Raw genomic sequence first — 25781 nt, 5'->3', positions numbered from 1 at the left:
TTCCATGCGTGTTAGTATCTGTCACTGGTGATGTGTGAGGTCCGGTGACGATGCAGAACGGTCATACCTATTCAAGCGGGGGACGGCCCCCGCTTTCCGACCGCCGAGCTTCTCACGTGACCAGTTTGTCGGCGAGAGATCACATTCAGCTTCCGTCTCCAGTCGAGCAAGAACCGCAGTTCATGAGCGACGACCGCTGTCGCTCTGTCCGTGTGAGAAATTTGGAAACCGGAGAAGAGACGACCACACCTCGAAGCATGGTCCGAACGGCTGAACCACGACTCAGTGCTGTTCAGACCATTGCTCCCCCATAGAGCCCCGGAGAAGCAACAGCACGCTGGCTGACGGCCCTCGCCGCACTCCACAGGCGGTCTATTATCTTGTACGTATAGGATCGAAATTTTTATTACGAACGATATGCCTTTCCCTGTGGAGGAGGCACGAAGCCACCAGGGACATGCTGGCAACCGACGCTCAACGAAGGGCTTCCTATACCTCTAGGCAGCAGTGCACGTGACGCCCTGCCCTGCCCATGCTTCGGCCGTCCCTCCCCACCTGTGCTGTTGGCCAGCCATACCGAGTGGATAGGGTAGCCCAGCCGAAGGAACGTCGCAAGCTTGTCTCTGACCGATTGCCGTAGCGAGCGTTCACCGACAGCGGAGGCATAGCTGCTGTGACTGGGGTATCGAGCCGACGATCCGAGAGCGTACTTTCTCAAGCAAACCGGAGTATTAAGTAATAGCCGTTCATCAGTGAATGTGAGTGTCTAGCGCACAGGTGGGAGGACGGTGGTCGCCCGTGGGGTGGTCAACTTCGCCCCGAATTCGAGTAAGTCCCCGTCAGAAGGTGGCGGTCACCGTGGGACCTCGTGCTCCTGACACTCGCCTCCTCATTTCAGCGGTCGGACGGAGTGATGTCGTCGGCAGTGAGCCGCTGTGCTCAACGCTGTCACATGCAACCGGGTTCGTTACTGCTCTCAAGGCTCTAGGGTGCCATTGAGTGATCAGTTGGTTCGCTCTGCGTGGTCACGGTTACCGATCGAAACCGCCTACTGTGGCGGTGGTAGGACGAGGCGGCAGTCAGCTATCCAATGCCACCCGTGGACAGCGCTTCTCGCTGGGTAGTAACTCGGGACATACAGATAATTTCAAGTAGATATGGTAGTGATGGCAGTGTATGACTGACCTGATTATTAAAAGCGCGGTCAAGGACACGCTCGAAGAGCACAACGTCGCGGCGGACTTCTACGATGCCCTCGATGACCGAGTGTCGGACCTGCTCGACGATGCGGCCCGGCGAGCCGACGCGAACAACCGGAAAACGGTACAGCCACGCGATTTATAGAATCTCTCCGTCCGTTTTGGGGAAATCCGGCTGACGGATGCGCGATCGGCCTACCGTGGCCGTGGCAGCGGGAAAAGTAAGGTAGGATACCCTGTCCCTACGTTTTTTGGCAACGATGAAGGAGAGACCATCGAACCTATCGCGGGGGATCTCCACCGGGTAAGTCTCGCGCCCAACCCGCGAGGAGTAGCACGATACCTCCGACTCCGAAACTCCGAGTGGAACCGCGTTCGGTCGGAACCGAAACGACCGAACTGACTGCGGCTCAGGGGTAGGAGTAACGGTAGTGTGGTGGTTCGAGACGGCTTCGCCGTCTCGTCATCGCGAAAGACGCGGAGCGTCTTTCGAACGACACTGCCAGCACCTTGTCGGTGTGCGAACCTGCAAACACCCAACTTAGCAAGACCGGCTTGGGGAAGCCCCGCCGGTTACGGCGGAGAGGATGGCACTCAGAATGACTCGTCGGGGCCTTCTCGGTCTTCACCAGGGGCAGGCGGCGTTCGGTCGCTGTAATATTTCCGTCCAATTGCAGTCTCATCGACCATGGTGTACACCGCTTGCCGGACTTCCCCAGCAGAATCGAACTGCATATCCGCGAAGGGCTCAAGCACGCTCCGAAACGTCTGTGTACCGTTCGAGCAGCTGAGTTCAGTGTCGCCATAATCTGCGAGTAGTTCCGCCGTTGTGGCCGGATACTCGTGCGTGGCGAGGTTCTCGGCAAGATCGCCGAAGTCAATCCCCTGTTCCCGTGTCCGGTCACTATCGCGTGGTCCTTCCATCGTCGATCCCTTGACTGGTACTCGTCAAGCAGACAGAAACCAGTTAGCATCGTCCACAGCGCGTGGTATTCATTGCTTCATTGAAGAGATAGACTGAGTGTGGAGAGCGATGACTAGGGCGACGAGAAATAATTATTAGCCAGACTGTATATTCAGTGCTACGCTTCCCCATCAGAGCGTTTAACACCCAAATGCAGCAAGAATTGCCTCTGTTTCTCGAAGCGATCATCCATCCGCTCACGCTCCGAAGATTCTTCCACATTCGCCACCAAATCACTCGCTGAGCAGGTCTACGAGCATCTTGGCCAAGTCGCTCATCGACTTGCTCGCTTTTCAAACTGGTTTACCGAGACAGTGCCAAAACTGAGTGTGCACCGATCTCCCTGACGTACAGCAGACCGAGTACAGGATAGTCAACTTGAGCGTGATAAGCGCGTTGGGGATATCTCAGGAGCCGGGATAACTGCTCGTCACCTCTCAGACATAGATAAATAATGTGAGTCATCCTCATACCAGAGAAGCTCGTATTACACTGAAATTAACTAATCCTATAGTATCTATCATTTTAGAACCTCCGTGGAAAGTGAGTGGACATATATCGTGAATAGCGCTTATTTTGGTGCCTCTTGTTCTACGGGATATGAATCCCAGGGAAAATACAGTCATGGGGGTCTGTATGAGATGTGGCACACCGCGAGCAGTCCACATTCGGAGTGATGGGTCAGTGGTCACGATGCGGGCAAATCAAGGGTGTCCATGCGGTGGAAAGGAGTTCAGCGTCATCACCGATACGTCGGTCGAATAGGCAGATCTCGTACCTGATGCTCCATCATCTGGTGGCTCTTCCGCACCTCTTAGCCTCGTCAGTGCGGGAAATGGAAGTAGCCAGAAAGGACATATGATGTAGCGAGAGAATATTGAAGAGGTATAATAAAACCATAGAAATTATTTCATTACAGAGAGAAGAACACATAAGTCGCTCTCTTCAAATCGTGTCACATGAGAGTAAACCTCTTGCGAGGCCTCCTCGATGTGCTCTCGCTCGTGGCGGTGTCACTCAGCGGATGGATCGTCACAGGATGGGAAAGGGGGCGGTCCCATTACACAGGCTGTAGAGGGAAAGCAGAAAGCACTGACGGGTATCAGTGTCCCGACTGCGGGACGCAGAGTGCAGGATTCTACAACTGCGGGGATGGCCCTCGGTATGCGGCCTGTGGCCACCCCTACGACGACCTCTGAGCCCGTCGTATTGGAGGGGGGTGTCCGGAATTCGGGCACAACTGGTTTGCTTCGCCGGACAAGACAGGAGCGGTCGCTCACCGGTCGCCACGTGACGAGCTTTTAGCACGGATGTGGCTCACTGACGGTCTAGGTTCTATAGAGGGATACTGATGTACTGTTATTTACGCAGAGCGTCGTAGAGACGGACCACCAATGTTCGTGTTCCTCGCGGACAGCACCACGCCGCCTGAGCCGGCGGAGCCCGCCCGCTATGAGCGACTGCTAGAGTTACCACCGAGTGCAAAACTCGTCTACCTCGTCCTTGCCAACGAAGGCCCACTCACCCAACAGCAACTCTGCGACCGAACGAGACTCGCTCCTCGAACCGCTCGGTATGCGTTGACCGATCTTCGGTCTGCAGATCTCGTCGACCACTCAGTGTATGTCCCAGACGCGCGCAAGAGGCTCTACCAGGCAACTCCGGTGACCACCCCGCCCGAGTGAGTCGCTCGGTCGTTCACTCCCGGCTCTCGGTCAGTCGATGAGACGTGTCCCTGTCCAAGAAGGACGACGAGTGCTTCGCTACACGTAGTATCCTCACACCGCTTCGGGAGCATGCCGCGGTAGAGACCGGCTCGCCACACCCCTCGTACACTTGTTCACGTGCGAGCCGGTCACTAAGACGTTCGCGCAGATGCGTGTTAACCGTTGCCCTGCTATCGGTCCGACGATGGATAGCCGTCGATATCAGAATCCCCATTGGCTAAGCAGCACTGGCAGTGGGCAGTTGAGACAGCTAGCTCGGGCCGCAGAGCCACCGACCGCGGTCGGCGCTCACATGGAGACAGTGCGGTGACTTCCTTTCGGCGTCGGTGAGCGACGAGAGTGCACACATTCGATGGGCACCGGCACACCGGAAGTCGTCTCGACGGAGACAACTCAGGATACGCCCGCACGCGGCTCCGCCCAAATGTGAGTCTGTGGGAAACCTGGGCGAGAGGCTGCGAGAAGTGTCGGTGTGATGCGCCAATATGGCCAGCCAGAACAGTTAGTCGAGCAGATCGAAGCCTGCAAGCTGTGCCTGCAGTGTCTTAATCGCGCCTTCTGTGTCAGTGGGCGTCGTCCCGCCGGTAATCACGAGCTTACCGCTGCCGAAGAGCAGAATGACTACTGACGGGTCGTCGAGCCGATATACCAGTCCTGGGAACTGTTCGGTTCATACTTGATCTGTTCCACTCCTAACCCAAGAGCAATCGTGTGGAGATCGAGTGGCTGGTTGAGATCCGCGCGGTACTAACGATGTTCTGAATGGTGATCGTAGGATAGTCAGGCACCGCGAGCCCGAGCGCGTCAAGCGCCTCGAAGAGCTGTGCGAGCGCGGTGTGGATAGCATCGATGCTTCGTCTTGCGATCGTTTGTTCGGGCACGGTGAGCGGCGACTGCACACGCCGTGCTGCAGGACCATAGAATTCGCGTCATAGCTCTCGCTGAGCCGATCTGCGAGCATCTTTGTACAAGAAACTTACCCACCTGCTCACTTCTCCAACTGACTCAACTAGACAGTGACCCAAAATCAATCGTCAGGAGACCCTGACATCTACGTTTTCGGCGTCAAGTCCGTAGTTATGGTACAGCACTAGGTTTATACCACTCGGAGCGCTTCCTTCATGTATGAGCCTCGAAGAGACGGTTGATTACCTCGCTGAGGAACTCGACCTCAAGCGAAGTGATCACGTCCGAGAGGTCGGTCAATCGGTCGCAGAGCTTCGCGACTGATCAAAACAGTTCTCTGAAATCCCGTTCGACGAGCCCAGACTCTAGATAGGTGATGAACTCCTGCTTTGTCGGCCCCGCTTTCACGAGGAGATCGTCTCGCTCTGCTCGCTCAAGGACTGCACGAGCAAACTCCGTACAGTGATCTTCGTGCCGAGTGGCGTACGTCGACAGTGCGTCACGCCAGTGCATATCCAGCTCGAACTCGTCTAACTGAATCTGAATCCCGTCCTTTCGCTCCACGCGATCGACGCCCAGCTCCTGCAGTTGCTTGAATCGAATATTGTTCCGGCGAACAGTGACGATGCGCTTCGAGTCGACGATAAAGGGATCAACCCACTCCTGCCAGGTTTCATCATCGAGGTGAGTGCGAGGCATCTCGAAGTCTGGATTCACACTCTCGATACAGAACTGCAGCATCGCAATCCCCGTTCGATGGTTCGCGTTTGGCAGCGAATGCCGGAGAATGAGATTCGACATCACCTCGCCGGCGACCTGTGGGAGTGGTGCGCCCCACGAGACGTGGTTGAGTGCCTGCCGAATCTTCTGTGGTTCAAACTCCTTGTAGAGGCGGAACTCTTCTTCTTCTCTCACGTCTACAGCCGCTTCTAGCAGCTCCACTAATCGAAATGCGACGACCTGCCCCTCACGGGGGAGTTCAACGATTCGCTCGCTGAGCCACTTCTGGTCGAAGTCAATCTCGTTTGCGTCTTTTATCTCCGTATCGCTCTCATAGAGAACGTACACGGGGGTATCAAACGGATAGCCGATGAGCTTCGTCGCGCCATCTGAATCCTCACGACGGGACAGAATCTCGGATTGAGAGGCCGAGCTAAACTTCAGCGAAAAGTTCTCGGCTTGGGGATGGTGATAGTAGACGACACGAGCCATCTGTACAGTAGCGTTCGTGAGAGGCGCTTATATCATCTCGGCATCTCTGTTCGTGGATTGTTTAATTATAAAGTATGCTTCGCAGCAGAGTCGCTGAGAAATCCTGTAATGGACTTATAGTCGTTATATGGCCGACGCGAGACACCTCGGATGGAATGGCTGACCTAATCGTCAAAGGGTATGTGTTTAGCCCGAACTGATTTCGCCACTGTCTCATAGGAAGCGCACAAGCCGGGCTGTATGTACTGGCGGCAGGGTTTCGTGGTGATCCACAGGGATGGGCTCCGCGGCGGAGCCCATCCCGTCACCCCTGCTGTCATCGCTGGTAGGTGGGATCTGTGAACGGGGACGATCTCACCAAGGAGGAACTGCTTTCTCGCTTTCTTCAACTTGAGCAGCGGGTCGAAGAACTCGAACAGGAACTCACTCAGAAGAACAAGCGGATCGAAGAACAGAACGAGCAGATCGAGGAACTCGAAGCACGGCTTCGCAAGTACGAAAATCCACACACCCCGCCCAGCAAACGACGGTCGGCGACCCCTCGGTCGCCGACCTCGGACAGTGACGAGGACGACGATAACGTCCGTACTGACGGCGGAACACCGGGTCGGAACGACGGACACGATCCAGAGTGGCGAACAGTGTCTGATCCCGATGAGGAAGTTGAGGTCACCTGCGACTGCTGTCCAGAGTGTGGTGAGGATCTCGACGAGTCGGTGGGCGTCAGCCCCCGACTCGTCGAAGAGATTCCCGATCCACAGCCGCCTGTCGTCACCCGGTACAACCGTCACTGCTACGAGTGTGAGTCCTGTGGAACCGCAACTGTTGCCTCACACCCCGACTGCCCCGATGAGGGGCAGTTCGGGGTGAACGTCATCGCACAGGCCGCACTCTCCCGGTACGAGCAGCGACTTCCCTACCGGAAGATCGCTGATCGCTTCGAGCAGCTCTGTGGGTTGGAGCTTTCGGGCGCGTCCGCGTGGCACGCGACCGAGCGCGCTGCGCGCGCCGGTCGCTGCGAGTACGAACAAATCCGTCGCCACATCCAGGACGCTGATGTCGTCCACGTCGACGAAACCGGCGTCAAACGTGACGGTGACCAAGCGTGGATCTGGACGTTCAGGACGGCCGAGCACACGCTGTACGCCGTCAGAGAGAGCCGTGGTCATGATGTTCCCGCGGAAGTCCTCGGTGAGGACTTCGCGGGAACGGTCGTTTGTGACGGCTGGACGGCGTATCCGGCCTTCACCAGCAACCTCCAGCGGTGTTGGGCCCACTTGCTCCGTGAGGCCGAAGACGTCGCCGACGACCACAAGAAGGGAGAGCGGATTCACCGATCTCTCAGGCAGATGTACGTCGGTCTCCAGGCGTGGCTGGAGACCGACCCAACAGTCCGTGAACGGGCACAGATGCATCGGTCTGCCCGGGCCGAACTCACCTCGCTCGTTGAGCGGTCAGAGACCGACGGAGCAGTGGCAACACTGCTCGGGAAGATCGAAGGTGGGCTCGACCACTGGCTCACCTTCGTCGGTGAGCCAGCGGTCTCACCGACGAACAATGCTGCCGAGAACGCGCTTCGTGAGCCGGTCGTTCTCCGGAAAATCATCGGGACGCTCCGTAACGACCATGGAATGTTCGTCCACGAGACGTTGCTGTCCCTGCTGGCGACGTGGCGCCAGCAGGGACGCAACCCCTACGAGGAACTCAAGCGAGTTGCCCGAGACAACGAGATGATTTCACGGGCGCAAGCTGTGCCGGTTGTCGAGCCCTCGGGGTAAACACATACCCGTCCGAGAACGTCGACGGACAGGGCCGGTCGGGCGCGGACGACCGATCGACGCAGACGCTCGTCGAGCGGGTGACGGCCTACGAGACGCTCGAACGACGCGAGCGGGGGCTCAGCGCGCTCAGCGACGCGACCCGGGAGCTGATGCACCTCGACTCCGACGACATCGCCGATCGCGCGGCGGACATCGTGCGAACGGTGCTCGACGTGACGTTCGCGTCGACCTGGTTCTACGACGGGACCACCGGCGAACTGGAGCGACACGCCAGTAGCACAGACGACCCGACGGTCACCGCGCTCGCCGAACTCTACGAGGACCGCGCCTGGCGGGCGTTCGTCACCGAGCGGACGGACGTGCGTAACGACCTGCCGCCCCCGCCCGACGCCGCCGACTCGGAGACGTCGCTCCGGAGCGGCGTGATCGTCCCGCTCGGGAGACACGGCGTCTTCTGCGCGGGATCGGCCCACGCCGACGCGTTCGACGGGACCACGGTCGATCTCGCGAACACGCTCGGGCGGACCATCGAGACGGCGCTCGATCGCGCCGAGCGGGAGCGGACGCTCGAGGAGAAAAACGAGCACCTGGAACGGCTCAATCGGATCAACAACGTCATCCGCGGGATCGGCGAGGCGCTGGTGGAAGCCGACACGCGGACCGAGATCGAACGGATCGTCTGCGAGCGACTCGCGGCGTCAGACCCGTATCGCTTCGTGTGGATCGGCGAACGCGACCGGAACACGGGCGCGATCACGGCGCGCGCCCGGGCGGGCGGCCAGGCGGGGTACCTCGACGGCATCACGATCACGGCCGACGACACGCCCACCGGACGCGGACCGGTCGGCACGGCGGTGCGAACGCGGAAGGTACAGGTCGTCCAGGACGTCCTGATCGATCCGAGCTTCAAACCGTGGCGCGAGGAGACGCTCTCGCGGGGCTTTCGATCCTGCATCAGCGTCCCGCTCGTCTACCAGGAATCGTTCTACGGCGTGTTGAACCTGTACGCGGATACGCCGAACGTCTTCGACGAGATGGAGCGAACGGTGCTGGCGGAACTCGGCGAGACGATCGCCCACTCCATCGACGCCGCCGAGACCAGGCGGACGTTGCGGACCGACCACGTCGTCGAACTGACGCTGAAGGTCCGAGCCGACGACGTGCTCGGCCGACTCGCTCGGGACGTCGGCCGCGAGATCGAGTTCGAGGGGCTCGTCCCCGAGTCGGACGGCGTCACCCGGCTCTTCTTCACGACGCGGGGGACGCCCCCCGAGGAGGTTCGAACCGCCGGGGAGCGGCTCGCGGGCGTCGAGGAGATCCGGGTGGTCCGGGGGGACGAGACAGAGTGCGTCTTCGAGGCGGTCGCGACCGAACCGACGCTCGCGTCGCACCTGGTCGGTCGACGGGCCGTCGTCCGTTCGCTCACCGCCACCGTCGACGACACCACCGCCGTGGTCGACCTCCCGACGCCGACCGACGTCCGCGAGTTGGTCCGGGGCGTTCGGGCCGCGTACCCCGACACCGAGCTGGTGGCTCGACACACCCGCGATCGGACGATCGCGTCGCGCCAGGATCTGCGGGCCGCGGTCGAGGAGCGGCTCACCGACCGCCAGCGTGAGATACTCGAAACGGCCTACCTGAGCGGGTTCTTCGAGTCGCCACGCGCACGGACGGGGAAGGAACTCTCCGAGTCGCTGGGCATCTCACAGCCGACGTTCGCCTCCCACCTCCGGGAGGCAGAACGGAGACTCTGCGAGATGGTGTTCGGTCGATCCTGATCGGTCGCCCGCCCCCCGGTCACCGACGGGGACGACTCTCACCGAACACCGAACGTCCGGTTCCCCTCCCGATCGGTCTCTCCCAGGTCCACCCCGCGGTATCGACAGCCGGGGAGCCGTTCGGCGCGATGGCGGCCGCTCGGCAGCGGCGGTCCGCGGCGATCCCTAGTTATTGAGATCGACTCTCCCACGAGGTTCACTATGCTAGGGCGAATGTTCTCCCGACCTCGGCCCGTACTTAACGTATGGGTTCTAACTGGTCGCGTCACGTGCCTTCACGCGGGGGTGACCGAAGGGGTCGTGGCGGCGTCCGGACCCCCTCGCACTCTATGACAGAACGAACGCCCATCGAGGAGCCATCTACGGACACGGTTTTCGAAATTCTGTCGGACAGATCCCGCCGTCGATTGCTGATCGCGCTGCTCGAACGCGACTTCCGGGACGGCGGGGGCGAAACTGTCTCGATAGGGGAGATCGTCGGAGACGGGAACTCGGATCGTCTCGAGATCAACCTGGTGCACAACCACCTGCCGAAACTCGAGTACGCGGGGCTCATCGAGTGGGACAGGGAGGCGAACGAGATGCGTCGAGGCCCCCGATTCGAGGACGTTGGCCCGATGCTTCGAACGATACACGACCACGTCGGCGAACTCCGCGACGACTGGCGCTGACGCCCGATCACCCTCCATAGGATCGCTCCCGCTTCCGGGCGCGTCACCGATCTAATCCAATTCGATGAAATTCACCTACTGTCGAATGTTGACTTAAACAACCGGATATTCCTGCGCTAAAGGATAACGGACGGTGGCAGGTGTGTACCGACAGGCCATGCCAATCGACAAGAGACGGTTCGCGGCGGTGTTCCTGGTGGGTAACCTCCTGCTGCTCGGCGTGGGCGCGGGCGTCGTCGTGGGCGGCGTCGCGGTCGCGGTGCCGACAGCCGGCGTCGGAGGGTTCACCGTGACGTTCGACGAACTGAGCGGACAGGGGTTCCAGCAGTATCCGACGCTGGAGAACAACAGCGAGTGCTCGGCGTATCCGGCCTCGGTCGCCCAGATCGAGAAGGGGACGATCGAGGGACTGAACCTCTACAAGGACATCCGGACGCCGACCGGCGACACGGTCCGGGTGCTGATCACGTCCGACCAGACGGTGCGGTTCAACGGCCTCACGCAGAAGTTCACCTACCTCCGCGGGGACCTGACGTTCGATCAGGGCCAGACGATCGAGGCGGGTGCGCCGAGCGCCGAGGTGAAGAACCAGCTGTCGCTGTCCGCGCCCAGCATCACGATCGAGGACGGGAGGATCAAGGCCCAGAGCCAGTTCGTCCGCTCGATCACGCTGAACGGCGCGACGGTGAAGACGATCGTCAACCCCGAGGACACGAGCGACCTGCCGAAGGGGCAGTGCGCCGCCCCCAAGTGAGGTGAGGACGACGTGAGCACGAGGTTCGACGTTCCGACGGTGGGGGCGGACGGCTACCGACGACAGTTCGGCTCGTGGAAGCGCGACCGGCCGTTCTGGGGCGGCGTGCTGCTGATCGTCTCGGCGCTGATCATCGGCATCATCCCGCTCGACCTGGCGCTGAAGTTCGCGCTCGTCCCGGTGGAGTTCGCGTACATCGGCCTCATCTTCACCGTCTTCGTCCTCCTCTGTGGCGTGTTCGCGCTCGCCCAGCCGAAGCTCGCGAGCTTCTTCGGCGTCGCGGGGATGCTCATCGCCATCGCGTCCATCTTCGGCGCGCTCGGCGGCTTCGTCGTCGGGACGATCGTCGGCATCGCGGGCGGGGCGCTCTGCGTCGCGTGGGAGCCGCCGGCCGACGGGGAGTAGCTATCCGACCAGCGCGCCGAACAGGCGCGCTTCCGCCTTTCTCAGGTGTTCGTCGACGGTGCTCGAGGCGCAGTCCAGTTCGCGCGCGATGCTCGCGTGCGTCGCCCGACGGGGGATGTCGTAGTATCCCAGTTCGACGGCGGTTTCGAGCACCTCGCGCTGCCGGTCGGTCAGCGTGGTGAGCAACTGCGCGTGGCCGGGGACGTACGCGCCGGCCTGCTCGACGTCGATGACCACGTCGTCCGGGAACTGCTGGAACGCCTCGCGGAGCTTCTCCGCCCGCCCGGCGACGGTGACGCGAAGCCGGCCGTCCCGAGTGAACTCGAGGGGCGGATCGAGGATCAGCGCGTACTTCTCGACGAGGTACATGAGCGTCCCGGCGGGGTGCCCCGGCTTGACGTAGACGTAACAGTAGTGATCGTCGTCGGGAGCGTCGACGAGGTCGTACGAGATGGCGTCGGGGTGCTCGTCGAGCGCCGACCCGAGCGTCGAGACGTCCCCCGAGAGCCGGTAGACCAGCACGCCGTTGCCGTCGAACAGCGCGTTGACGTGGACCAGTTCCTCGCGCCGCACCCCCTCTAGCTCGGCGATGGCCGCCCCGACCGGATGGACGCCACCCTCCGGGAGCGTGAGCGTGACGGTCGCAAACTTCATATAAAATCACAATATTCTCGCGTAGTATTACTGTACTGGCTCACATAACAGGTCCCGCCGAGCGACTTCCTTCGGTCCGTGACTCCCGTCGGAAGGAGAACATAAACGACCGGCAATACACCGGACAACCGACTTGCTGGAACGCGCTATCTGGGCACAACGAGACCGTGTTCCGAAACGTCACTCGCGGCGGCCTCGCGGTCGCCCTCGTCGCCTGCCTGCTCGTGGCCGCCGTCGGCCCCGCGAACGCGCTCGACGGAGGGTCCGGAATCGACGCCGGAGGTGGCGGGGGCAGTGGCAGCGACGGAAGCGACGACGGCGGAAGCGGCGGTGCCGCCGCCGGAGCGACCACGGCGTCGGGGAACGGGGCGGCCGGAACTGACGGGGCGGCGGACGGATCGAGCGACTCGAGCGCACCGACGTCGGTGAGCGACGTCCTCGGGTGTTCGCCCGCGCCGACGCTGTCGGACGTGACCGTCGACGCCTATCGCCAGACGGCGGCGAACCTCGTCATCGAGTCGGTCGCGGCGCGCTCGACCGTCGAGTCGCCCGAGGCCGAGGGAGCGACGTTCCGAATCGCCGCCGACCGCATCGAGGCCGACCGTATCTGCTTCGACCTCCTCTCGTCCTCGACGGAGACGCTGCAGGTGACGATGATCGGCGTCTCCCTGCACGGGGCGGGGATCAGGGGGGAGGGGACGGACCTCTCGTTCCGGTCGGGGAGGGCGTCGCGGCTCACGCTCCGGATGCCGTCGGACGAGGCGCTCGAACTCGCCGCGCAGCTCCCCGGCTCCGGCGCGTCCGAGAACGACACGAACCCGATCGAGGACGTGACCGCACCGGTTCGGACCCTGCCCGGCCCGGTGGAGGGCGTCACCGGGACTGTCGAGAACGTCACGTCCCCTGCCGAGAACGTCACGACGCCCGTGAGGGACGTCGCCCGACGCGTCGAGAACGTCACCCGGCCGGTCGACGACGCGGTCGATCGCGTGACGCGGCCGATCAAGAATACGACCGACGGCGTCGTGAACGACGCCACGGACGCGGCGGGGGACGCCGCGAACCGGACCACGGACGCCGTGAACGAGACGACCGACGAGGCCACGGACGCGGTCGAGGAGTCCACCGACGCGGCGGACGACGCCGCGGACGGGACGACGAACGCGGTGAACGACACCGTCGACGGGACGACCGACGCCGTCGACGAGACGGTCGAGGAGACCGCGGGGACGGCCGACGACGCGACGGACGGGACGACCGACGCGGCGAGCGGTGCGGTCGACGACGCGACGGACGCGGTCGACGGCGCGACCGGCGGCGCGACCGAGGGTGCGACCGGTACGGTCGACGAGACGGCCGAGACGGCGGGGGACGCGACCGACGACGCCGTGGCGGACGCCGGCGACGCCGCGGCCGACGCGACGGGGACGACCGCGGAGACGGCGGACGAGGCGACCGCGACGACCACGGAGGCGGTGGACGATACGACTGACGGGGTGACGGGGACTGCCGACGACGCGAACGGAACGGAAGCGGTGGACGCCGCCGACGGCGGGACGACGGAGACGGCGACCGCCGCCACAGACGAGACGACGGAGACCGCGTCCGACGCGGCGAACGGTGCGACCGACACCGTCGAGGAGACGACCGACGCGACGAGCGGCGCGCTCGCGGGGGACGGGAACGACTCCGCGGACGCGGGCGACTCGGACGGCTCGGGCGATTCGGCCGACTCGGGGTCCGTCGACGGTTCGGGCGGTTCGTCCGGCGGCGGTCTGCTCTGATCGGGGAAGCGGGGAGCGGAACGTCAGCCGGGCGACGGTTTTTAACCCATTACGACGAACCCGTCGTATGACGACCATCAAGGACAGCGTCCACGACCACATCGAGGTGTCGGGCGTCGCCGAGTCCCTCCTCGACACCCGGATGGTCCAGCGGTTGCGGCGGATCCGTCAGCTCGGCACCGTCGCCCTCGTCTACCCCTCCGCGAACCACACCCGCTTCGAGCACAGCCTCGGCGTCTACCACCTCGCGAACGAGGCGCTCTCGCACCTCGGCATCGAGGGCGTGAAGGCCGAGCGCGTCCGGGCGGCCGCCCTCCTGCACGACACCGGTCACGGTCCCTACAGCCACAACATCGAGGGCGTCATCCACCGCCACACCGGCAAGTACCACGACGAGATCCACGACCTGCTCCGGGCCGGCGAGGTCGCGCGAATCCTCGAGGAGCACGGACTCGACCCCGTCGAGGTGGCCGACCTCGTCCGCGGCGACGGCGAACTCGGCCAGCTGGTCTCCGGCGAACTCGACGTCGATCGCATGGACTACCTCGTCCGCGACGCCCACCACACCGGCGTCCCGTACGGCACCATCGACCACGAGCGCCTCGTCCGCGAGCTGCGGTTCGTCGACGGCGAACTGGTCCTCGCCGAGGGGAACGTCCAGACCGCAGAGAGCCTCCTCGTCGCCCGCGCCCTGATGACGCCGACGGTCTACAGCCACCACGTCGCGCGCATCAGCAAGGCGATGCTCCGGCGCGCCGTCGATCGCCTGCTCGCCTCCTGCGACGTCAGCGCCGAGCGGTTGCGCCGGTTCGACGACCACTCCCTGTTCGCCGCGCTGCGCGACTGCGAGGCGACCGCCGACGCCGCCGACCGACTCGACCGACGCGACCTCTACAAGCGGGCGGTGTGGGCGGAACTCGACGGCGTTCCCGACGCGCTGCTCGACGCGACCCACGACGAGGTCGTCGACCTCGAACGCGAGGTGGCGGAGACGGCCGGCGTCGATCGCGAACACGTCGTCCTCGACGTTCCTGGCCGCCCCTCGATCCCCGAGTCCACGAGCCGCGTCGTCGTCAACGGGACCATCCGCCGACTCGAGAGCCAGTCGACGCTCGTACAGGCGCTCATGCGCGTCCAGCACGACCAGTGGCGCTTCGGCGTCTACGCGCCCCACCGGCACACTGAGGCCGTCGGAGGGGCCGCAGAGCGCGTCCTAGGGCTCGACCTCGACGCGCTGGTCAGCGACGTTCGCATGGGCCGACACCGGACGCTCGACGAGTTCAGCGAGAACTAAGGGCGTCGGCCGTCGCTATCGACTATGATCATCGAGGGGACGATACTCGCGGGACGCGACTTCGACCCGATCGAGGGACGAGTGATCGTCGAGGAGGGCCGCATCGCGGCCGTCGAGGAGGCGCGCGTCGAGTCGACGGACGTCGTCCTCCCGGCGTTCGTCAACGCCCACACGCACCTCGGCGATTCGATCGCCAAGGAGGCCGGCGGGGGCCTCTCGCTGGACGAACTCGTCGCGCCGCCGGACGGTCTGAAACACCGACTGCTCCGGGCGGCGAGCGACGAGGAGCTGATCGAGGGGATGCGCCGCTCGCTCCGCTACATGCGGGCGGCCGGGACGGGCGCGTTCCTCGAGTTTCGCGAGGGGGGCGTCGCCGGCGTCCGCCTGCTCGAACGGGCGATCGAGGGGATCGACCTGGAACCGGTCGTCTTCGGCCGCGGGTCGACCGACGTGCTCGCTTCGGCCGACGGGTACGGCGCGAGCGGCGCTCGCGACGCCGACTTCGAGCGCGAGCGCGAGGCGACCCGGGAGGCGGGGAAGCTGTTCGGCATCCACGCGGGCGAACGCGACCCCGACGACATCGACGCGGCGCTCGACCTCGAACCGGACTTCCTCGTCCACCTCGTCCACTCGCGGGCGCGGCACCTCGACCGCATCGAGGCGCTGGGGGTTCCGGCGGTGGTCTGCCCCCGGTCGAACCTCGTGACGGACGTCGGCTTCCCGCCGATCGAGGAGTTGCTCGACCGGACGACCGTCGCGCTGGGGACGGACAACGTGATGACGAACGCCCCCTCGATGTTCCGCGAGATGGAGTTCGCGGCGAAGCTCACCGACCTCGACGCGCCCGAGGTGCTTCGCATGGCGACCGCGGCGGGCGCGGAGATCGCGGGACTCGACTGCGGCGTCGTCGAGCCGGGGCGCGACGCCCGCCTGCTCGTCCTCGACGGCGACTCGGACAACCTCGCCGGCGCGCGGGACCCCGTCAGAGCGGTGGTCCGACGCGCCGGCGCGAGCGACGTGGAGCGCGTGCTCGGCTAGCGTTCGCTAGCGTTCAGGCGTCGTCGACCGGTCGCAGGTGCTCGCAGTCGCCGGCGGTGACCCGCACCGGGCCGTCGCCGGTCTCCACGAGGAGCGTTCCGGGGGACTCGACGTCGACCGCCCGCCCGACGATCTCGCCGCCGGGCGTCTCGACCCGGACGCGCTGGCCGAGCGTGAGCGCCGACTCGCGCCACGCGGGCAGGACCGCGTCGAGGTCGTCCCGCAGGTCGTCGAACTCGGCGAGCAGACGCTGGACGAACTCCCGGCGGTTCACCGCTCCTCCCTCGGCCCGGAGGCTCGTCGCCCCCGCCGGGAGGTCCTCCCGGGTCGCCTCGACGTTGACGCCGACGCCGACGACGAGCCACTCGACGCGGTCGGTCTCGCCCCGGGCCTCCGTGAGGATCCCCGCGAGCTTCCGCGCTCCACCCGCCTCGTCCGGGACGAGCACGTCGTTGGGCCACTTGATGCGGGCGTCGACGCCCGCCTCGCGGGCCGCGCGGGCCGTGGCGACGGCGGCGGCGAGCGTGTACAGCGGCGCGCGTGCCATGGGGAGGTCCGGCCGGCAGACGGCGCTCAGGTAGACGCCGCCGGGCGGGGAGTCCCAGTCGCGGTCGAGGCGGCCGCGCCCGCCGGTCTGCGCGTCGGCGACGACCACCACGTCGCCCGCGCCCGACTCGGCGAGTTCCCGGGCGCGGCGGTTGGTGCTGTCGATGCTCGCGTGGTGTTCGACGGTGAACGGGGCATCGAGGCCGAATTCGAGCGCCTCGGAGCCCGAGTCGGGGACGCCGGCGAGGCGGTACCCCGCCTCGTCGCTCTCGACGTCGAATCCCGCCTCGCGGAGCGCCTCCACGTGCTTCCAGACGGCGGCCCGGGAGACGCCGAGGTCGTCGGCCAGCGCCGGCCCCGAGACGGGGCCGTCAGCGAGCGCGTCGAGCACCCGGCGTCGCGTCTCGTTCATGCGACGGGATTACCGGCGACGGCTCTTCTAGGTGTGTGTTCCGATCGAGTCGGACGACCGACCGCACGCGGAACCGGCCGCCAGACCGATCGGCGGTGCGGTCGTACCGATCGGAACGTGGCGTCCGCTTCGTGACGTTCGTCCCGTCGTCGCGACACCGACGGGCGCGTTCAGTCCGGGGGCGGGTCAGAACGGCACGTCGTCGGGGTCGTAGCCGAACGGCGCGTCCGAACCGAGGCCCGTCTCCGCGTGTACCGTGTCGATCTCGGGTATCTCCTGGACCATGCGCGTCTTCAGCGCCTGTACGGTCATGGGCGAGATGCCACAGCCGCTGCAGGCCCCGCCGAGGGCGATGGTGACGCTCCGTGCCTCGACGTCGAGGTCCTGGATCGCGGCGCTCCCGCCGTGCATCTGGATCTGCGGGAAGTTGCGCATCATGAACCGAGAGATGCGCTCTCTGAGTTCCTCCTCGTCTACCTGTTCGACGCTCATCACCGGAGAGGAGGGAGCGCCCGGCCTTAGCGGCGTCGCTCGCGTCGGACCGGGGAGGTCGTCAGTTCCACGTCACCCAGGCGAGCGCGAGCAGTCCCACCGCCTGCAGGAACTGGAGGGCACCGACGGCGCGAACCGCGGACGGCGGCAGGGCGGTCTGGACGCCGACGTAGTAGAACGCGAGGACGTTGGCCGCGAGCAGACAGCAGGCGAACACGAGCAGGCCGAAGGTCTGTCTGGTTCGGAACTCGAGGTGGTTGCGTCCCCAGACGTAGGCGAAGCTGAGGAGTAGTCCGACGTTCACCGCGGTCGCGACGCGGGCGACGTCCAACCAGCCGACCATGCCCCGTTTCGGAAACGAGGGGGCGAATAGACTTTCCCAACTCCGGCCCGAATCAGTCGGTCTTCGCGATGATCTCCTCGACGGTTTCCCAGTGGTGGCGCACGCGGTCGCTCGGGAGGTACACCGCACCGTACCCGCCCCCGCCCTCCTCGACGATGCCGTTCGACTGGAGCACCTGCAGGTGGTGACGGACCGTCTTGTAATCGAGATCGAGTGCCGACGCGAGCTGATTCGCATTGCGCGGTCGCTCCGCGACCGCCTGGAGCAACCTGGTTCGATTGCGCCCCCCGCGCGTACCGGCCAGGACGTACCAGAGATCCCCCTTCATCGTTCGCTTCCCCGGGTGTCGAAGGCACGCGCTCCTCGCCGTGCTGATTGTGATCGTCTCTCCATAGCTGGTCACTCACCGCGCAGGTGGCCCGGCACGCGAGCGGCGACCCTCTCGGGCGTACCGAGGGGCGGCACGCGTTTATCCCCTGCGGCTAGCGCCCCCGTTAGAGTAGATCAGCACACCGACACACTACCACGACTGGAAATTTTGATACTTGGTACGGGATTTAGCGATGTATCTATGCCCGATCCGCCCAATTAGAATAATTTTCGGAGGGTTATTGGGGTCTAAATTGGGGAAATCGATAAAAATCTAATCAGAGTACCTTGGTTGAAGACCCCATGACAGATACAAACCGACGGACGGTTCTCAAGTTGCTCGGCGTAGCGGGTGCGGCGAGCGCGGTCGGTGGCGCCGGATTCGTCACGGCGAGCCAGCAGGACGGGGACGAGAGCACGGACAGCGGCACGTTCCCCGGCAGCGAGGGCGGGCTCAAGACCGGCGGCGTTCGGATCGGTCACCTCGCCCCCGACGCGCCCCCGGTGGACGTGTTCCTCGGGTTCGACGCCGAGTTCGACCCGGCGAGTTCGTCCCCGGTGCTCGCCGGTCTCGAGTACGGGAACTTCGAGCCGAGCACTACGGCGCGGTACTTCGAGGTGCCGGTCGGTACCTACGCGCTGAAGGTGACGCCCGCCGACGACCCCGGGACGGTCCTGATCGACGTCCCCGAGTTCAGGGTGACGAACGGGCGTGACTTCACGGTTCTCGCCGTCGGCGAGGCCGCGCCGGAGAACGACGAACCCGCGCTCGAAGCGCAGGTGATCGAGGACGTCGAGGGCCGGGGGAACCCCGACCCCTCCTCCGGGCAGGCGGCGGTCCGGTTCGTCCACGCCTCGCCCGACGCGGGTGCCGTCGACATCGTCCTCGGCGACGAGACGGTCGCCGAGAGCGTCGAGTTTAGCGCGGTGAGCGACTACGTCCTGGTCGAGAACGGCTGGCAGGTGCTGCAGATCCAGTCCGGCGGGTCGCCCGTGGCCGTCCTGCAGGCGTACTTCCCGAGCGGGACGAAGTCGACCATCTACGTCATCGGCGAAGCCGCTCCCGAGGCGGCGGGCGCGGTCGCGGACAACGAGACGAACGTCTCGAACGACACCAACCTCACGAACGACACGAACGTCTCCGACAACGTGACGAACGTCACTAACGAGACGAACGACACCAACGTCACTAACGTCACCAACGACACGAACGCGACCAACCTCACCAACGACACCAACGTCTCGGACAACCTCACCAACGGTACCAACGAGACGAACGCCACGAACGTCACCGGCAACGCGACGAACCTCACGAACGACACGAACGTCTCCGACAACGTCACCAACGTCACCAACGACACGAACGATACCAACGTCACCGGTAACGAGACTAACGTGACCGGCAACGCGACGGACGTCTCCGGGCTGGCGACCGACGACCAGCCGCTCTCGACAGTGGCGACGGTCGACGCCGTCTCGCCGCTCGAGGTGACGCCGATCGACCTCGGCGGCGACGCGGTCGGCGGGGCGAACGGCAACGCGACGAACGTGACGAACGACACGAACGTGTCGGACAATCTCACGAACGACACCAACGTCTCGGACAACGTGACGAACGTCACCAACGAGACGAACGCCACGAACAACAGCACGCAGTAGTCGCAGTCGGTGACGGTAGTCCCACCGCGGGATGCGACGCGACGGAGGCGACCCGCGTCGCCCCGGTTCACGCCGTTCAGTCGATGACGACGAGCACGTCGCCCATGTCGACGCTCTGTCCCTCCTCGACGGCCACCTGGGTGACGGTGCCGCCGCGCTCGGCGACGACGTCGTTCTCCATCTTCATCGCCTCGAGCACGCAGAGCACGTCGCCCGCGCTGACCTCGTCGCCCTCCGCGACGTTCACCGAGAGGATCGTCCCCTGCATCTCGGCGTCGACCTGTTCGCCCTCCGCGCTCACGGCCGCACCGCTGCTTCCGTCGCTTCCATCGCCCCCACCGCGCGAGGAGCGACGCTGGCGCTGGGGTGCGCCCGAACCGCCCGAACCGCTCGAACCGCCCGCAGCGGGGAGCGCCGGACCGCCGCGCTCCTCCAGGCTCACCTCGAAGCGCTTGCCGTTGACCTCGACGGTGAACTCGCGCTCGGTGACCTCCTCGTCGTCACCCTCGTCCGCGGTGCCCGCGGGGCCCCACCGCTCCTGTGCGGCTTCCAGTTCGGCGGTGTCGAGTTCGTTGTCGAGGTAGTTCGTCGTGTGCGTGCCGGAGACGAACGCCTCGTCGGTGAGCATGAGACGGTGGAAGGGGATGACCGTCACGACGCCCTCGACGTCGAACTCGCGGAGCGCGCGCTTCGAGCGCGCGATGCACTCCTCGCGGTCCTGCCCCCAGACGATCAGCTTCGCGATCATCGAGTCGTAGTCGCCGACGACCGTGTCGCCCTGTCTGAGGGCGTCGTCCATGCGGACGCCGATGCCGCCCGGCGGGTCGTACGTCTCGAGTTTCCCGGTCGCCGGCGCGAAGCCGTTGGCCGCGTTCTCCGCGTTGATGCGGAACTCCATCGCGTGGCCGTCGATCTCGACGTCGTCCTGTGCGAAGGCGAGTTCCTCGCCCGCGGCGACGCGGATCTGCCACTTCACGATGTCGATCCCCGTGATCTCCTCCGTGGCGGTGTGCTCGACCTGGATGCGCGTGTTCACTTCGAGGAAGTAGAAGTCCGCGTCCCCGCCGAGCACTTCGTCGGCGTCGCGGTCGGGATCTTCCTCGACGAGGAACTCGACCGTTCCCGCGTTGACGTAGTCGGACGCGGCGACGCCCCGGCGGGCGGACTCGCCGATGCGCTCGCGGAGGTCGTCCGCGAGCGCCGGGGAGGGTGCCTCCTCGATGATTTTCTGGTGGCGGCGCTGGAGCGAGCAGTCGCGCTCGCCGAGGTGGCGGACGTTGCCGTGGTGGTCGGCGACGATCTGCACCTCGATGTGCCGGGGCGCTTCGAGGTAGCGTTCGAGGTAGACCGAGGGGTTGTCGAAGTACGCCTCGCCCTCGCGCTTCGCGCTCTCGAGTTGCTCCTCGGCCTCGTCAGGGTCGTGGACGACCTTCATCCCGCGACCGCCGCCGCCGCCCTCGGCCTTGATGGCGATGGGGTAGCCGTGTTCCTCGCCGAACGCGTGGATCTCCTCGACGGACTCGACCGGCTCGGTCGTGCCGGGGACGATCGGCACGCCCGCCTCCTGCATCACCTTCCGCGCCTTCGTCTTCTCGCCGAGTTGCTCCATCGAGTCGCTCGACGGGCCGATCCACGTGATTCCGTCCTCGTCCTCGACGCGCGCGGCGAACTCGGCGTTCTCGGCGAGGAACCCGTAGCCGGGGTGGATCGCGTCGGCACCCGCCTTTCGGGCGGCGTCGACGATCGCCTCCTGGTCCAGGTACGACTCGGCGGCACGCGCCGGTCCGACGTTGTACGCCTCGTCCGCGTACCGGACGTGGCCCGCGTTCTTGTCCGCTTCACTGTAGACGGCGACCGTCGAGATGCCGAGTTCCTCACAGGCGCGCATCACGCGCACCGCGATCTCACCTCGGTTGGCGACGAGAACCTTCTCGAACATGCCCGTCCATATCAGGAGTTGCCTGATAAATGTACGTGAAGCGTCCCGCGATTCTCACGGAACGGACACGCCCTCGAGTACCATGCTTCATGTGCTCCCCCGGCGAACTGGTTGGGTATGCGTTGTATCGGACACCGGGGGTGTCCCGCCCACGCGCCCGAGAACACGCTCCTCGCCGTCGAGCGCGCCGCGCCGCACGTCGACGCGATCGAGGCGGACGTGCGACGGTGCGGTTCGGGCGAACTCGTCGTCTTCCACGACGAGCGCCTCGGTCGCCTCACGGGCGCGGAGGGCCGGGTGAGCCGGACCGACTGGGCCACCCTCCGGACGCTCACCGTCGACGGGAGCGACGAGCGGATCCCCCTCCTGTCCGAACTCCTCGACGCCGTTCCCCCCGCGGTCGGCGTCAACGTCGAACTGAAGCACGCGGGGCTGGGCCGCGAGGTCGTCCGCCTCCTGGAGGGCGTCGAGAACGAGGTCGTCGTCTCGTCGTTCGAGCGGGCGGCGCTGCGGGAGGTGGGCGCGCGGAGTGACCTCCCGCGCGGCTACCTCTTCTCCCGCGAGTTCACGACGAAGAGTCGGTCGTGGCGGCGCGGGATCAGTCGGGCGCGGAAACTCGGCTGCGAGTACGCCCACCCCGAGTACCGGCTCTGTCTGGACGGCGTGCGGCGCGTCGCGCGGGCGCAGGACCTCGGGCTGTCGGTGAACGCGTGGACCGTCCCGAACCGCCGCTCGGTCAGAAAACTCCGACGGGCGGGCGTAGACGGCGTCATCGTGGACGACTGGCGAGTAGTCGGGTAGTCAGAACCGCTCCGCGCGATCGAATTCGCGTTCGTGACTGATGAATAATCCGTTGTTCAATCAGTCGGAATTATGTCATACAGACGTTTTCACGGTACAACGCCGCAGAGTCCCCATCCTCGACCCTCACGCTACAGAGCGAGAGGTGATCGGATCTCCATATTCCACAGAGCAAAGCGTAAGTCGCTCAGGGCCGTAGCTCGCGACATGGACACGCGGACTCGTGACGAGCGCGGCCGGTACGAGCCGACGTACTCCGCCGAGGAGATCCTCGCCGCGGTTCGGGAGTACGAACCCGCCGGAACGATGGAAGTCGCCGAGGCGGTCGGATGCGCGAGGCAAAACGCCGACTACCGGCTCCGGCGACTTCGCGACGCCGGAAAGGTATCGAGTAAGAAAGTCGGTCGGACGCTCGTCTGGTTCACCGCCGAGGAGGAGCACGCATGAGCGCCACTCGACGGATCATCCTCACCGAGGAGAACGGGCGGTGGGTTGCGGAGGATACGGAGACTGGTATCGCCGGACGGGGCGAAACGCGAGTCGTCGCTCTCGAAAATCTCGACGAAGCGATCGCCGAGGGCGTGAACGGAGGACGGTCCTCGACGGACGAGGAGCCGCCCGCAGCCCCGTTGTACGGCCTGATCGGCCTCGTCGACGAGGCCGAGGCGGGGCGCGTTCGGGAACGATCGCGTGCGTTCCGCGAGGAGTTCGACGAGCGGATCGACCGGACGCGCAGAGAACTATCGGACGGGAAGTGAATGCTTCTCGACTCGACGTTTCTCATCGATTTGATCGATCGCGATCCGGATGCGAAAGCGAAACTCGACGAACTGGCCGAGGCGTCGACGCCAGTTGCGTTCTCGGTACTCACCGCGTTCGAGGTCGGCGTCGGATTACACGGAACGGACGAGCGCGAGCGGTACGAACGGATCGTCGCGGCGATGACGGTTGTGCCGCTCGGACGCGCTGCGACACGGCGGGCGATCAGCATCCAGCGAACCCTCCGATCGCGCGGCGAGGAGATCGGGTCGGTCGACGCACTCATCGCAGGAACGGCCGCCGAACGCGACGAGAACGTCCTCACCCGAAACGTCGACGAGTTCGAGCGAGTGGGCGAGATCGCCGTCGAAACGCACTGAGGACTCCCGTCGATCGAAGGCGCTAGTACTCGACCACCGGCCGCGGTTCGAACGCGACGGCGAATTCCCCACCGATCGGAGAGAGGATTACTGACGGAGTCAGAAGCGCTCGGCGCGCCCCGCCGCCGTCCAGGGGTCGGTCGGCGCGAACTCCGGCACGCGGCGCGTGCGGCGGCGCGTCGCCTCGACCCGCCCCGCGAACGCCCAGCGCCTGCCGTCCCACGTCTCCCCCTCCTCGCCGTTCGCGGCGAGGAGCGCCGCCTGCCGGCTGAGGTGGGCGTTCAGCGCGGCGACGATGGCGGCGGCCTCGTCCGAGTCCGCGTCCTCCGGGAGTCCGATCCTCATAGGGGTATGTTGCCGTGCTTGCGGCTCGGCTGCTGCTTGCGCTTGCTCCGGAGCATCTCCAGGTCGTGGACGAGCCGTCGACGGGTGTCGGTCGGTTCGAGCACGGCGTCGACGAACCCGCGGTCCGCCGCCACGTAGGGGCTGGCGAACGCCTCGCGGTACTCGTCGATGAGTTCCTCGCGGCGCGTCTCCGGATCGTCGGCGTCGGCGAGTTCCTCGCGGTAGAGGATGTTCACCGCGCCCTGGGGTCCCATGACCGCGATCTCGGCGGTCGGCCAGGCGTAGTTGACGTCCGCGCCGATGTGTTTCGACGCCATGACGTCGTACGCGCCCCCGTAGGCCTTGCGCGTGATGACGGTGAGCAGCGGGACCGTCGCCTCGGAGTAGGCGTAGAGCAACTTCGCGCCGTGTTTGATGATGCCGCCGTGTTCCTGATCGGTGCCGGGCATGAACCCCGGCACGTCCACGAACGTCACGATCGGGACGTTGAACGCGTCGCAGAAGCGCACGAACCGCGCGCCCTTGAGCGAGGCGTCGATGTCGAGCGTCCCCGCGTTCACGCGCGGCTGGTTCGCCACGATCCCCACCGAGTGGCCGTCGAGGCGGGCGAAGCCGACGACGAGGTTGCGCGCGTAGGAGCGCTGCACCTCGAAGAACGAGTCCACGTCCACGACGCCGTCGACGACGTCGATTATGTCGTAGGGCTTCTGTGGCCTGTCGGGGACGATGTCGAGGAGGTCCTCGTCGGCGCGCTCGGGGTCGTCCCACGGCTCGACCCGCGGCGGGTCCTCGACGTTGTTCGACGGCAGGTACGAGAGCAGGTGTCTGATGTCGTCGAGCGCCCCCTCCTCGTCCGCCTCGGAGAAGTGGGCGACGCCGCTGGTTCCGGCGTGGGTCTCCGCGCCGCCGAGTTCCTCGAAGCCGACCTCCTCGCCCGTGACGGTCTTGATGACCTCGGGGCCGGTGATGAACATGTGGCTCGTCTCCTGCACCATGAAGACGAAGTCCGTGATGGCGGGCGAGTAGACCGCCCCGCCGGCGCACGGACCCATGATGGCCGAGATCTGCGGGACGACGCCGCTGGCCTGCTGGTTGCGGTGGAAGATGTCGGCGTAGCCCGCGAGCGAGGCGACGCCCTCCTGGATGCGCGCGCCCGCGGAGTCGTTGAGCCCGACGATGGGCGCGCCGACCTCCATCGCTCGATCCATCACCTTGCAGACCTTCTCGGCGAACACCTCGCCGAGCGACCCGCCGAAGACGGTGAAGTCGTGGGCGAAGACGAACACCTGGCGGCCGTCGACCTCGCCGTAGCCCGTCACGACGCCGTCGCCGGGGATCTGGCGCTCCTCCATGCCGAAGTTGTGGCTACGGTGGGTACGCAACTGGTCGAACTCCTCGAACGTCCCCTCGTCGAGGAAGTACTCGACGCGCTCGCGGGCGGTCAGCTTCCCGCGGTCGTGCTGGGCCTCGATTCGGTCCTCGCCGCCTCCCAGTTCGGCGCGCGCGCTCTTCTCGCGCAACTCCTCGATCCGGTCCTCCATCGTCATGGTTGAGTATCGGGGGTCCGTG

26 protein-coding genes are annotated in these 25781 nt (G+C 65.2%); 15 read left to right on the top strand and 11 right to left on the bottom strand.

Going from position 1 to position 25781, the window contains the following annotated elements; genetic code table 11:
- Window positions 1-1176: 1176 nt before the first annotated feature.
- Complete coding sequence (locus tag NKI68_RS18370; protein ID WP_254544579.1) at window positions 1177-1344, top strand: DUF1931 family protein; 168 nt, start codon at window positions 1177-1179, stop codon at window positions 1342-1344.
- Window positions 1345-1793: 449 nt separating this feature from the next.
- On the opposite strand, the gene NKI68_RS18365 is transcribed toward NKI68_RS18370, so the two are convergent.
- Window positions 1794-2123 (bottom strand): DUF5789 family protein, encoded by a 330-nt coding sequence (locus NKI68_RS18365; protein WP_254544578.1) that lies wholly within the window; start codon window positions 2121-2123, stop codon window positions 1794-1796.
- A 1434-nt stretch (window positions 2124-3557) separates the two neighbouring features.
- Between NKI68_RS18365 and NKI68_RS18360 the strand changes: the two genes are divergently transcribed.
- A complete protein-coding gene (locus NKI68_RS18360; protein WP_254544577.1) occupies window positions 3558-3848 on the top strand; it encodes a MarR family transcriptional regulator in 291 nt (96 codons plus the stop codon).
- Between the two features lie 544 nt (window positions 3849-4392).
- Here NKI68_RS18360 and NKI68_RS23955 read toward each other — a convergent pair.
- Together NKI68_RS23955 and NKI68_RS18350 are read right to left on the bottom strand one after the other, a co-directional pair.
- Window positions 4393-4506 carry a TATA-box-binding protein gene (locus tag NKI68_RS23955; RefSeq protein WP_254546451.1) on the bottom strand — a complete coding sequence of 38 codons (114 nt, stop codon included), beginning with the start codon at window positions 4504-4506 and terminating at the stop codon, window positions 4393-4395.
- Window positions 4507-5120: 614 nt separating this feature from the next.
- The gene (locus NKI68_RS18350) at window positions 5121-6008 is read right to left on the bottom strand and encodes a DUF8172 family protein (protein WP_254544576.1); all 888 of its coding nucleotides are present in this window, start codon (window positions 6006-6008) and stop codon (window positions 5121-5123) included.
- A 338-nt stretch (window positions 6009-6346) separates the two neighbouring features.
- Between NKI68_RS18350 and tnpC the strand changes: the two genes are divergently transcribed.
- The 5 genes from tnpC to NKI68_RS18325 all read left to right on the top strand — a co-directional run bounded on the left by tnpC (window position 6347) and on the right by NKI68_RS18325 (window position 11397).
- On the top strand, window positions 6347-7786 hold the full coding sequence (tnpC, locus tag NKI68_RS18345; protein WP_254544574.1) for an IS66 family transposase: 1440 nt from the start codon (window positions 6347-6349) through the stop codon (window positions 7784-7786).
- An 80-nt stretch (window positions 7787-7866) separates the two neighbouring features.
- On the top strand, window positions 7867-9567 hold the full coding sequence (locus NKI68_RS18340; RefSeq protein ID WP_254544573.1) for a bacterio-opsin activator domain-containing protein: 1701 nt from the start codon (window positions 7867-7869) through the stop codon (window positions 9565-9567).
- A 245-nt stretch (window positions 9568-9812) separates the two neighbouring features.
- The gene (locus NKI68_RS18335) at window positions 9813-10238 is read left to right on the top strand and encodes a winged helix-turn-helix domain-containing protein (RefSeq protein WP_254544572.1); all 426 of its coding nucleotides are present in this window, start codon (window positions 9813-9815) and stop codon (window positions 10236-10238) included.
- A gap of 157 nt (window positions 10239-10395) precedes the next feature.
- Window positions 10396-10992 carry a DUF6230 family protein gene (locus tag NKI68_RS18330; protein WP_254544571.1) on the top strand — a complete coding sequence of 199 codons (597 nt, stop codon included), beginning with the start codon at window positions 10396-10398 and terminating at the stop codon, window positions 10990-10992.
- A gap of 12 nt (window positions 10993-11004) precedes the next feature.
- Entirely contained in the window at window positions 11005-11397 is a 393-nt protein-coding gene (locus NKI68_RS18325) for a DUF6114 domain-containing protein (RefSeq protein WP_254544570.1), read from the top strand.
- Here NKI68_RS18325 and NKI68_RS18320 read toward each other — a convergent pair whose 3' ends face one another.
- Window positions 11398-12051: a helix-turn-helix domain-containing protein gene (locus NKI68_RS18320; protein WP_254544569.1), complete on the bottom strand. Its 654-nt coding sequence runs from the start codon at window positions 12049-12051 to the stop codon at window positions 11398-11400. It lies immediately after the preceding gene.
- 167 nt (window positions 12052-12218) lie between these two features.
- Between NKI68_RS18320 and NKI68_RS18315 the strand changes: the two genes are divergently transcribed.
- From NKI68_RS18315 to NKI68_RS18305, 3 genes are all read left to right on the top strand, one after another.
- The gene (locus NKI68_RS18315) at window positions 12219-13835 is read left to right on the top strand and encodes a hypothetical protein (protein WP_254544567.1); all 1617 of its coding nucleotides are present in this window, start codon (window positions 12219-12221) and stop codon (window positions 13833-13835) included.
- Between the two features lie 67 nt (window positions 13836-13902).
- A complete protein-coding gene (locus NKI68_RS18310; protein ID WP_254544566.1) occupies window positions 13903-15129 on the top strand; it encodes an HD domain-containing protein in 1227 nt (408 codons plus the stop codon).
- 24 nt (window positions 15130-15153) lie between these two features.
- On the top strand, window positions 15154-16167 hold the full coding sequence (locus NKI68_RS18305; RefSeq protein ID WP_254544565.1) for an amidohydrolase family protein: 1014 nt from the start codon (window positions 15154-15156) through the stop codon (window positions 16165-16167).
- 13 nt (window positions 16168-16180) lie between these two features.
- Here the strand turns inward: NKI68_RS18305 and NKI68_RS18300 are convergent, their stop codons facing one another.
- The 4 genes from NKI68_RS18300 to NKI68_RS18285 all read right to left on the bottom strand — a co-directional run bounded on the left by NKI68_RS18300 (window position 16181) and on the right by NKI68_RS18285 (window position 18288).
- Window positions 16181-17125 (bottom strand): biotin--[acetyl-CoA-carboxylase] ligase, encoded by a 945-nt coding sequence (locus NKI68_RS18300; RefSeq protein ID WP_254544564.1) that lies wholly within the window; start codon window positions 17123-17125, stop codon window positions 16181-16183.
- Between the two features lie 186 nt (window positions 17126-17311).
- A complete protein-coding gene (locus NKI68_RS18295; RefSeq protein WP_254544563.1) occupies window positions 17312-17617 on the bottom strand; it encodes a NifU family protein in 306 nt (101 codons plus the stop codon).
- A gap of 61 nt (window positions 17618-17678) precedes the next feature.
- Window positions 17679-17960, bottom strand: coding sequence for a DUF8036 family membrane protein (locus NKI68_RS18290; protein ID WP_254544562.1), 282 nt, complete (start codon window positions 17958-17960; stop codon window positions 17679-17681).
- Window positions 17961-18012: 52 nt separating this feature from the next.
- Window positions 18013-18288, bottom strand: coding sequence for an ArsR/SmtB family transcription factor (locus NKI68_RS18285; protein WP_254544561.1), 276 nt, complete (start codon window positions 18286-18288; stop codon window positions 18013-18015).
- A 344-nt stretch (window positions 18289-18632) separates the two neighbouring features.
- Here NKI68_RS18285 and NKI68_RS18280 point away from each other — a divergent pair, with 344 nt between their 5' ends.
- On the top strand, window positions 18633-19988 hold the full coding sequence (locus tag NKI68_RS18280; RefSeq protein ID WP_254544560.1) for a DUF4397 domain-containing protein: 1356 nt from the start codon (window positions 18633-18635) through the stop codon (window positions 19986-19988).
- A gap of 76 nt (window positions 19989-20064) precedes the next feature.
- Here NKI68_RS18280 and NKI68_RS18275 read toward each other — a convergent pair whose 3' ends face one another.
- Window positions 20065-21927, bottom strand: a complete 1863-nt coding sequence (locus tag NKI68_RS18275; RefSeq protein ID WP_254544559.1) for an acetyl-CoA carboxylase biotin carboxylase subunit — start codon at window positions 21925-21927, stop codon at window positions 20065-20067.
- 117 nt (window positions 21928-22044) lie between these two features.
- Between NKI68_RS18275 and NKI68_RS18270 the strand changes: the two genes are divergently transcribed.
- The 4 genes from NKI68_RS18270 (at window position 22045) to NKI68_RS18255 (ending at window position 23867) form a co-directional block, all read left to right on the top strand.
- Window positions 22045-22728, top strand: a complete 684-nt coding sequence (locus tag NKI68_RS18270; RefSeq protein ID WP_254544558.1) for a glycerophosphodiester phosphodiesterase — start codon at window positions 22045-22047, stop codon at window positions 22726-22728.
- Window positions 22729-22935: 207 nt separating this feature from the next.
- On the top strand, window positions 22936-23175 hold the full coding sequence (locus NKI68_RS18265; protein ID WP_254544557.1) for a FaeA/PapI family transcriptional regulator: 240 nt from the start codon (window positions 22936-22938) through the stop codon (window positions 23173-23175).
- Window positions 23172-23486 carry a type II toxin-antitoxin system HicB family antitoxin gene (locus NKI68_RS18260; RefSeq protein WP_254544555.1) on the top strand — a complete coding sequence of 105 codons (315 nt, stop codon included), beginning with the start codon at window positions 23172-23174 and terminating at the stop codon, window positions 23484-23486. Before NKI68_RS18265 ends, NKI68_RS18260 begins: the two co-directional genes overlap by 4 nt.
- Window positions 23487-23867 (top strand): PIN domain-containing protein, encoded by a 381-nt coding sequence (locus tag NKI68_RS18255; RefSeq protein ID WP_254544554.1) that lies wholly within the window; start codon window positions 23487-23489, stop codon window positions 23865-23867. It begins immediately after the preceding gene.
- Window positions 23868-23966: 99 nt separating this feature from the next.
- Here the strand turns inward: NKI68_RS18255 and NKI68_RS18250 are convergent, their stop codons facing one another.
- The gene (locus tag NKI68_RS18250; protein ID WP_254544553.1) at window positions 23967-24212 is read right to left on the bottom strand and encodes a DUF8022 family protein; all 246 of its coding nucleotides are present in this window, start codon (window positions 24210-24212) and stop codon (window positions 23967-23969) included.
- Window positions 24209-25753, bottom strand: coding sequence for an acyl-CoA carboxylase subunit beta (locus tag NKI68_RS18245; protein ID WP_368410960.1), 1545 nt, complete (start codon window positions 25751-25753; stop codon window positions 24209-24211). The genes NKI68_RS18250 and NKI68_RS18245 overlap by 4 nt, the downstream gene beginning before the upstream one ends.
- Between the last annotated feature and the right edge of the window lie 28 nt (window positions 25754-25781).

The sequence above is a fragment of the Halomarina pelagica genome, from assembly GCF_024228315.1.
GTDB lineage: Archaea > Halobacteriota > Halobacteria > Halobacteriales > Haloarculaceae > Halomarina > Halomarina pelagica.
This window is presented reverse-complemented; position numbering and strand designations above follow the sequence as displayed.

What these genes read in the sequence shown, in the direction of transcription:
- NKI68_RS18370 (WP_254544579.1), top strand. Translation starts at nt 1,177, where the DNA reads ATGACTGACCTGATTATTAAAAGCGCGGTCAAGGACACGCTCGAAGAG.
- NKI68_RS18365 (WP_254544578.1), bottom strand. Translation starts at nt 2,123, where the DNA reads ATGGAAGGACCACGCGATAGTGACCGGACACGGGAACAGGGGATTGAC.
- NKI68_RS18360 (WP_254544577.1), top strand. Translation starts at nt 3,558, where the DNA reads ATGTTCGTGTTCCTCGCGGACAGCACCACGCCGCCTGAGCCGGCGGAG.
- NKI68_RS18350 (WP_254544576.1), bottom strand. Translation starts at nt 6,008, where the DNA reads ATGGCTCGTGTCGTCTACTATCACCATCCCCAAGCCGAGAACTTTTCG.
- NKI68_RS18335 (WP_254544572.1), top strand. Translation starts at nt 9,813, where the DNA reads ATGGGTTCTAACTGGTCGCGTCACGTGCCTTCACGCGGGGGTGACCGA.
- NKI68_RS18330 (WP_254544571.1), top strand. Translation starts at nt 10,396, where the DNA reads ATGCCAATCGACAAGAGACGGTTCGCGGCGGTGTTCCTGGTGGGTAAC.
- NKI68_RS18320 (WP_254544569.1), bottom strand. Translation starts at nt 12,051, where the DNA reads ATGAAGTTTGCGACCGTCACGCTCACGCTCCCGGAGGGTGGCGTCCAT.
- NKI68_RS18310 (WP_254544566.1), top strand. Translation starts at nt 13,903, where the DNA reads ATGACGACCATCAAGGACAGCGTCCACGACCACATCGAGGTGTCGGGC.
- NKI68_RS18305 (WP_254544565.1), top strand. Translation starts at nt 15,154, where the DNA reads ATGATCATCGAGGGGACGATACTCGCGGGACGCGACTTCGACCCGATC.
- NKI68_RS18300 (WP_254544564.1), bottom strand. Translation starts at nt 17,125, where the DNA reads ATGAACGAGACGCGACGCCGGGTGCTCGACGCGCTCGCTGACGGCCCC.
- NKI68_RS18295 (WP_254544563.1), bottom strand. Translation starts at nt 17,617, where the DNA reads ATGAGCGTCGAACAGGTAGACGAGGAGGAACTCAGAGAGCGCATCTCT.
- NKI68_RS18290 (WP_254544562.1), bottom strand. Translation starts at nt 17,960, where the DNA reads ATGGTCGGCTGGTTGGACGTCGCCCGCGTCGCGACCGCGGTGAACGTC.
- NKI68_RS18285 (WP_254544561.1), bottom strand. Translation starts at nt 18,288, where the DNA reads ATGAAGGGGGATCTCTGGTACGTCCTGGCCGGTACGCGCGGGGGGCGC.
- NKI68_RS18280 (WP_254544560.1), top strand. Translation starts at nt 18,633, where the DNA reads ATGACAGATACAAACCGACGGACGGTTCTCAAGTTGCTCGGCGTAGCG.
- NKI68_RS18275 (WP_254544559.1), bottom strand. Translation starts at nt 21,927, where the DNA reads ATGTTCGAGAAGGTTCTCGTCGCCAACCGAGGTGAGATCGCGGTGCGC.
- NKI68_RS18270 (WP_254544558.1), top strand. Translation starts at nt 22,045, where the DNA reads ATGCGTTGTATCGGACACCGGGGGTGTCCCGCCCACGCGCCCGAGAAC.
- NKI68_RS18265 (WP_254544557.1), top strand. Translation starts at nt 22,936, where the DNA reads ATGGACACGCGGACTCGTGACGAGCGCGGCCGGTACGAGCCGACGTAC.
- NKI68_RS18260 (WP_254544555.1), top strand. Translation starts at nt 23,172, where the DNA reads ATGAGCGCCACTCGACGGATCATCCTCACCGAGGAGAACGGGCGGTGG.
- NKI68_RS18255 (WP_254544554.1), top strand. Translation starts at nt 23,487, where the DNA reads ATGCTTCTCGACTCGACGTTTCTCATCGATTTGATCGATCGCGATCCG.
- NKI68_RS18250 (WP_254544553.1), bottom strand. Translation starts at nt 24,212, where the DNA reads ATGAGGATCGGACTCCCGGAGGACGCGGACTCGGACGAGGCCGCCGCC.
- NKI68_RS18245 (WP_368410960.1), bottom strand. Translation starts at nt 25,753, where the DNA reads ATGGAGGACCGGATCGAGGAGTTGCGCGAGAAGAGCGCGCGCGCCGAA.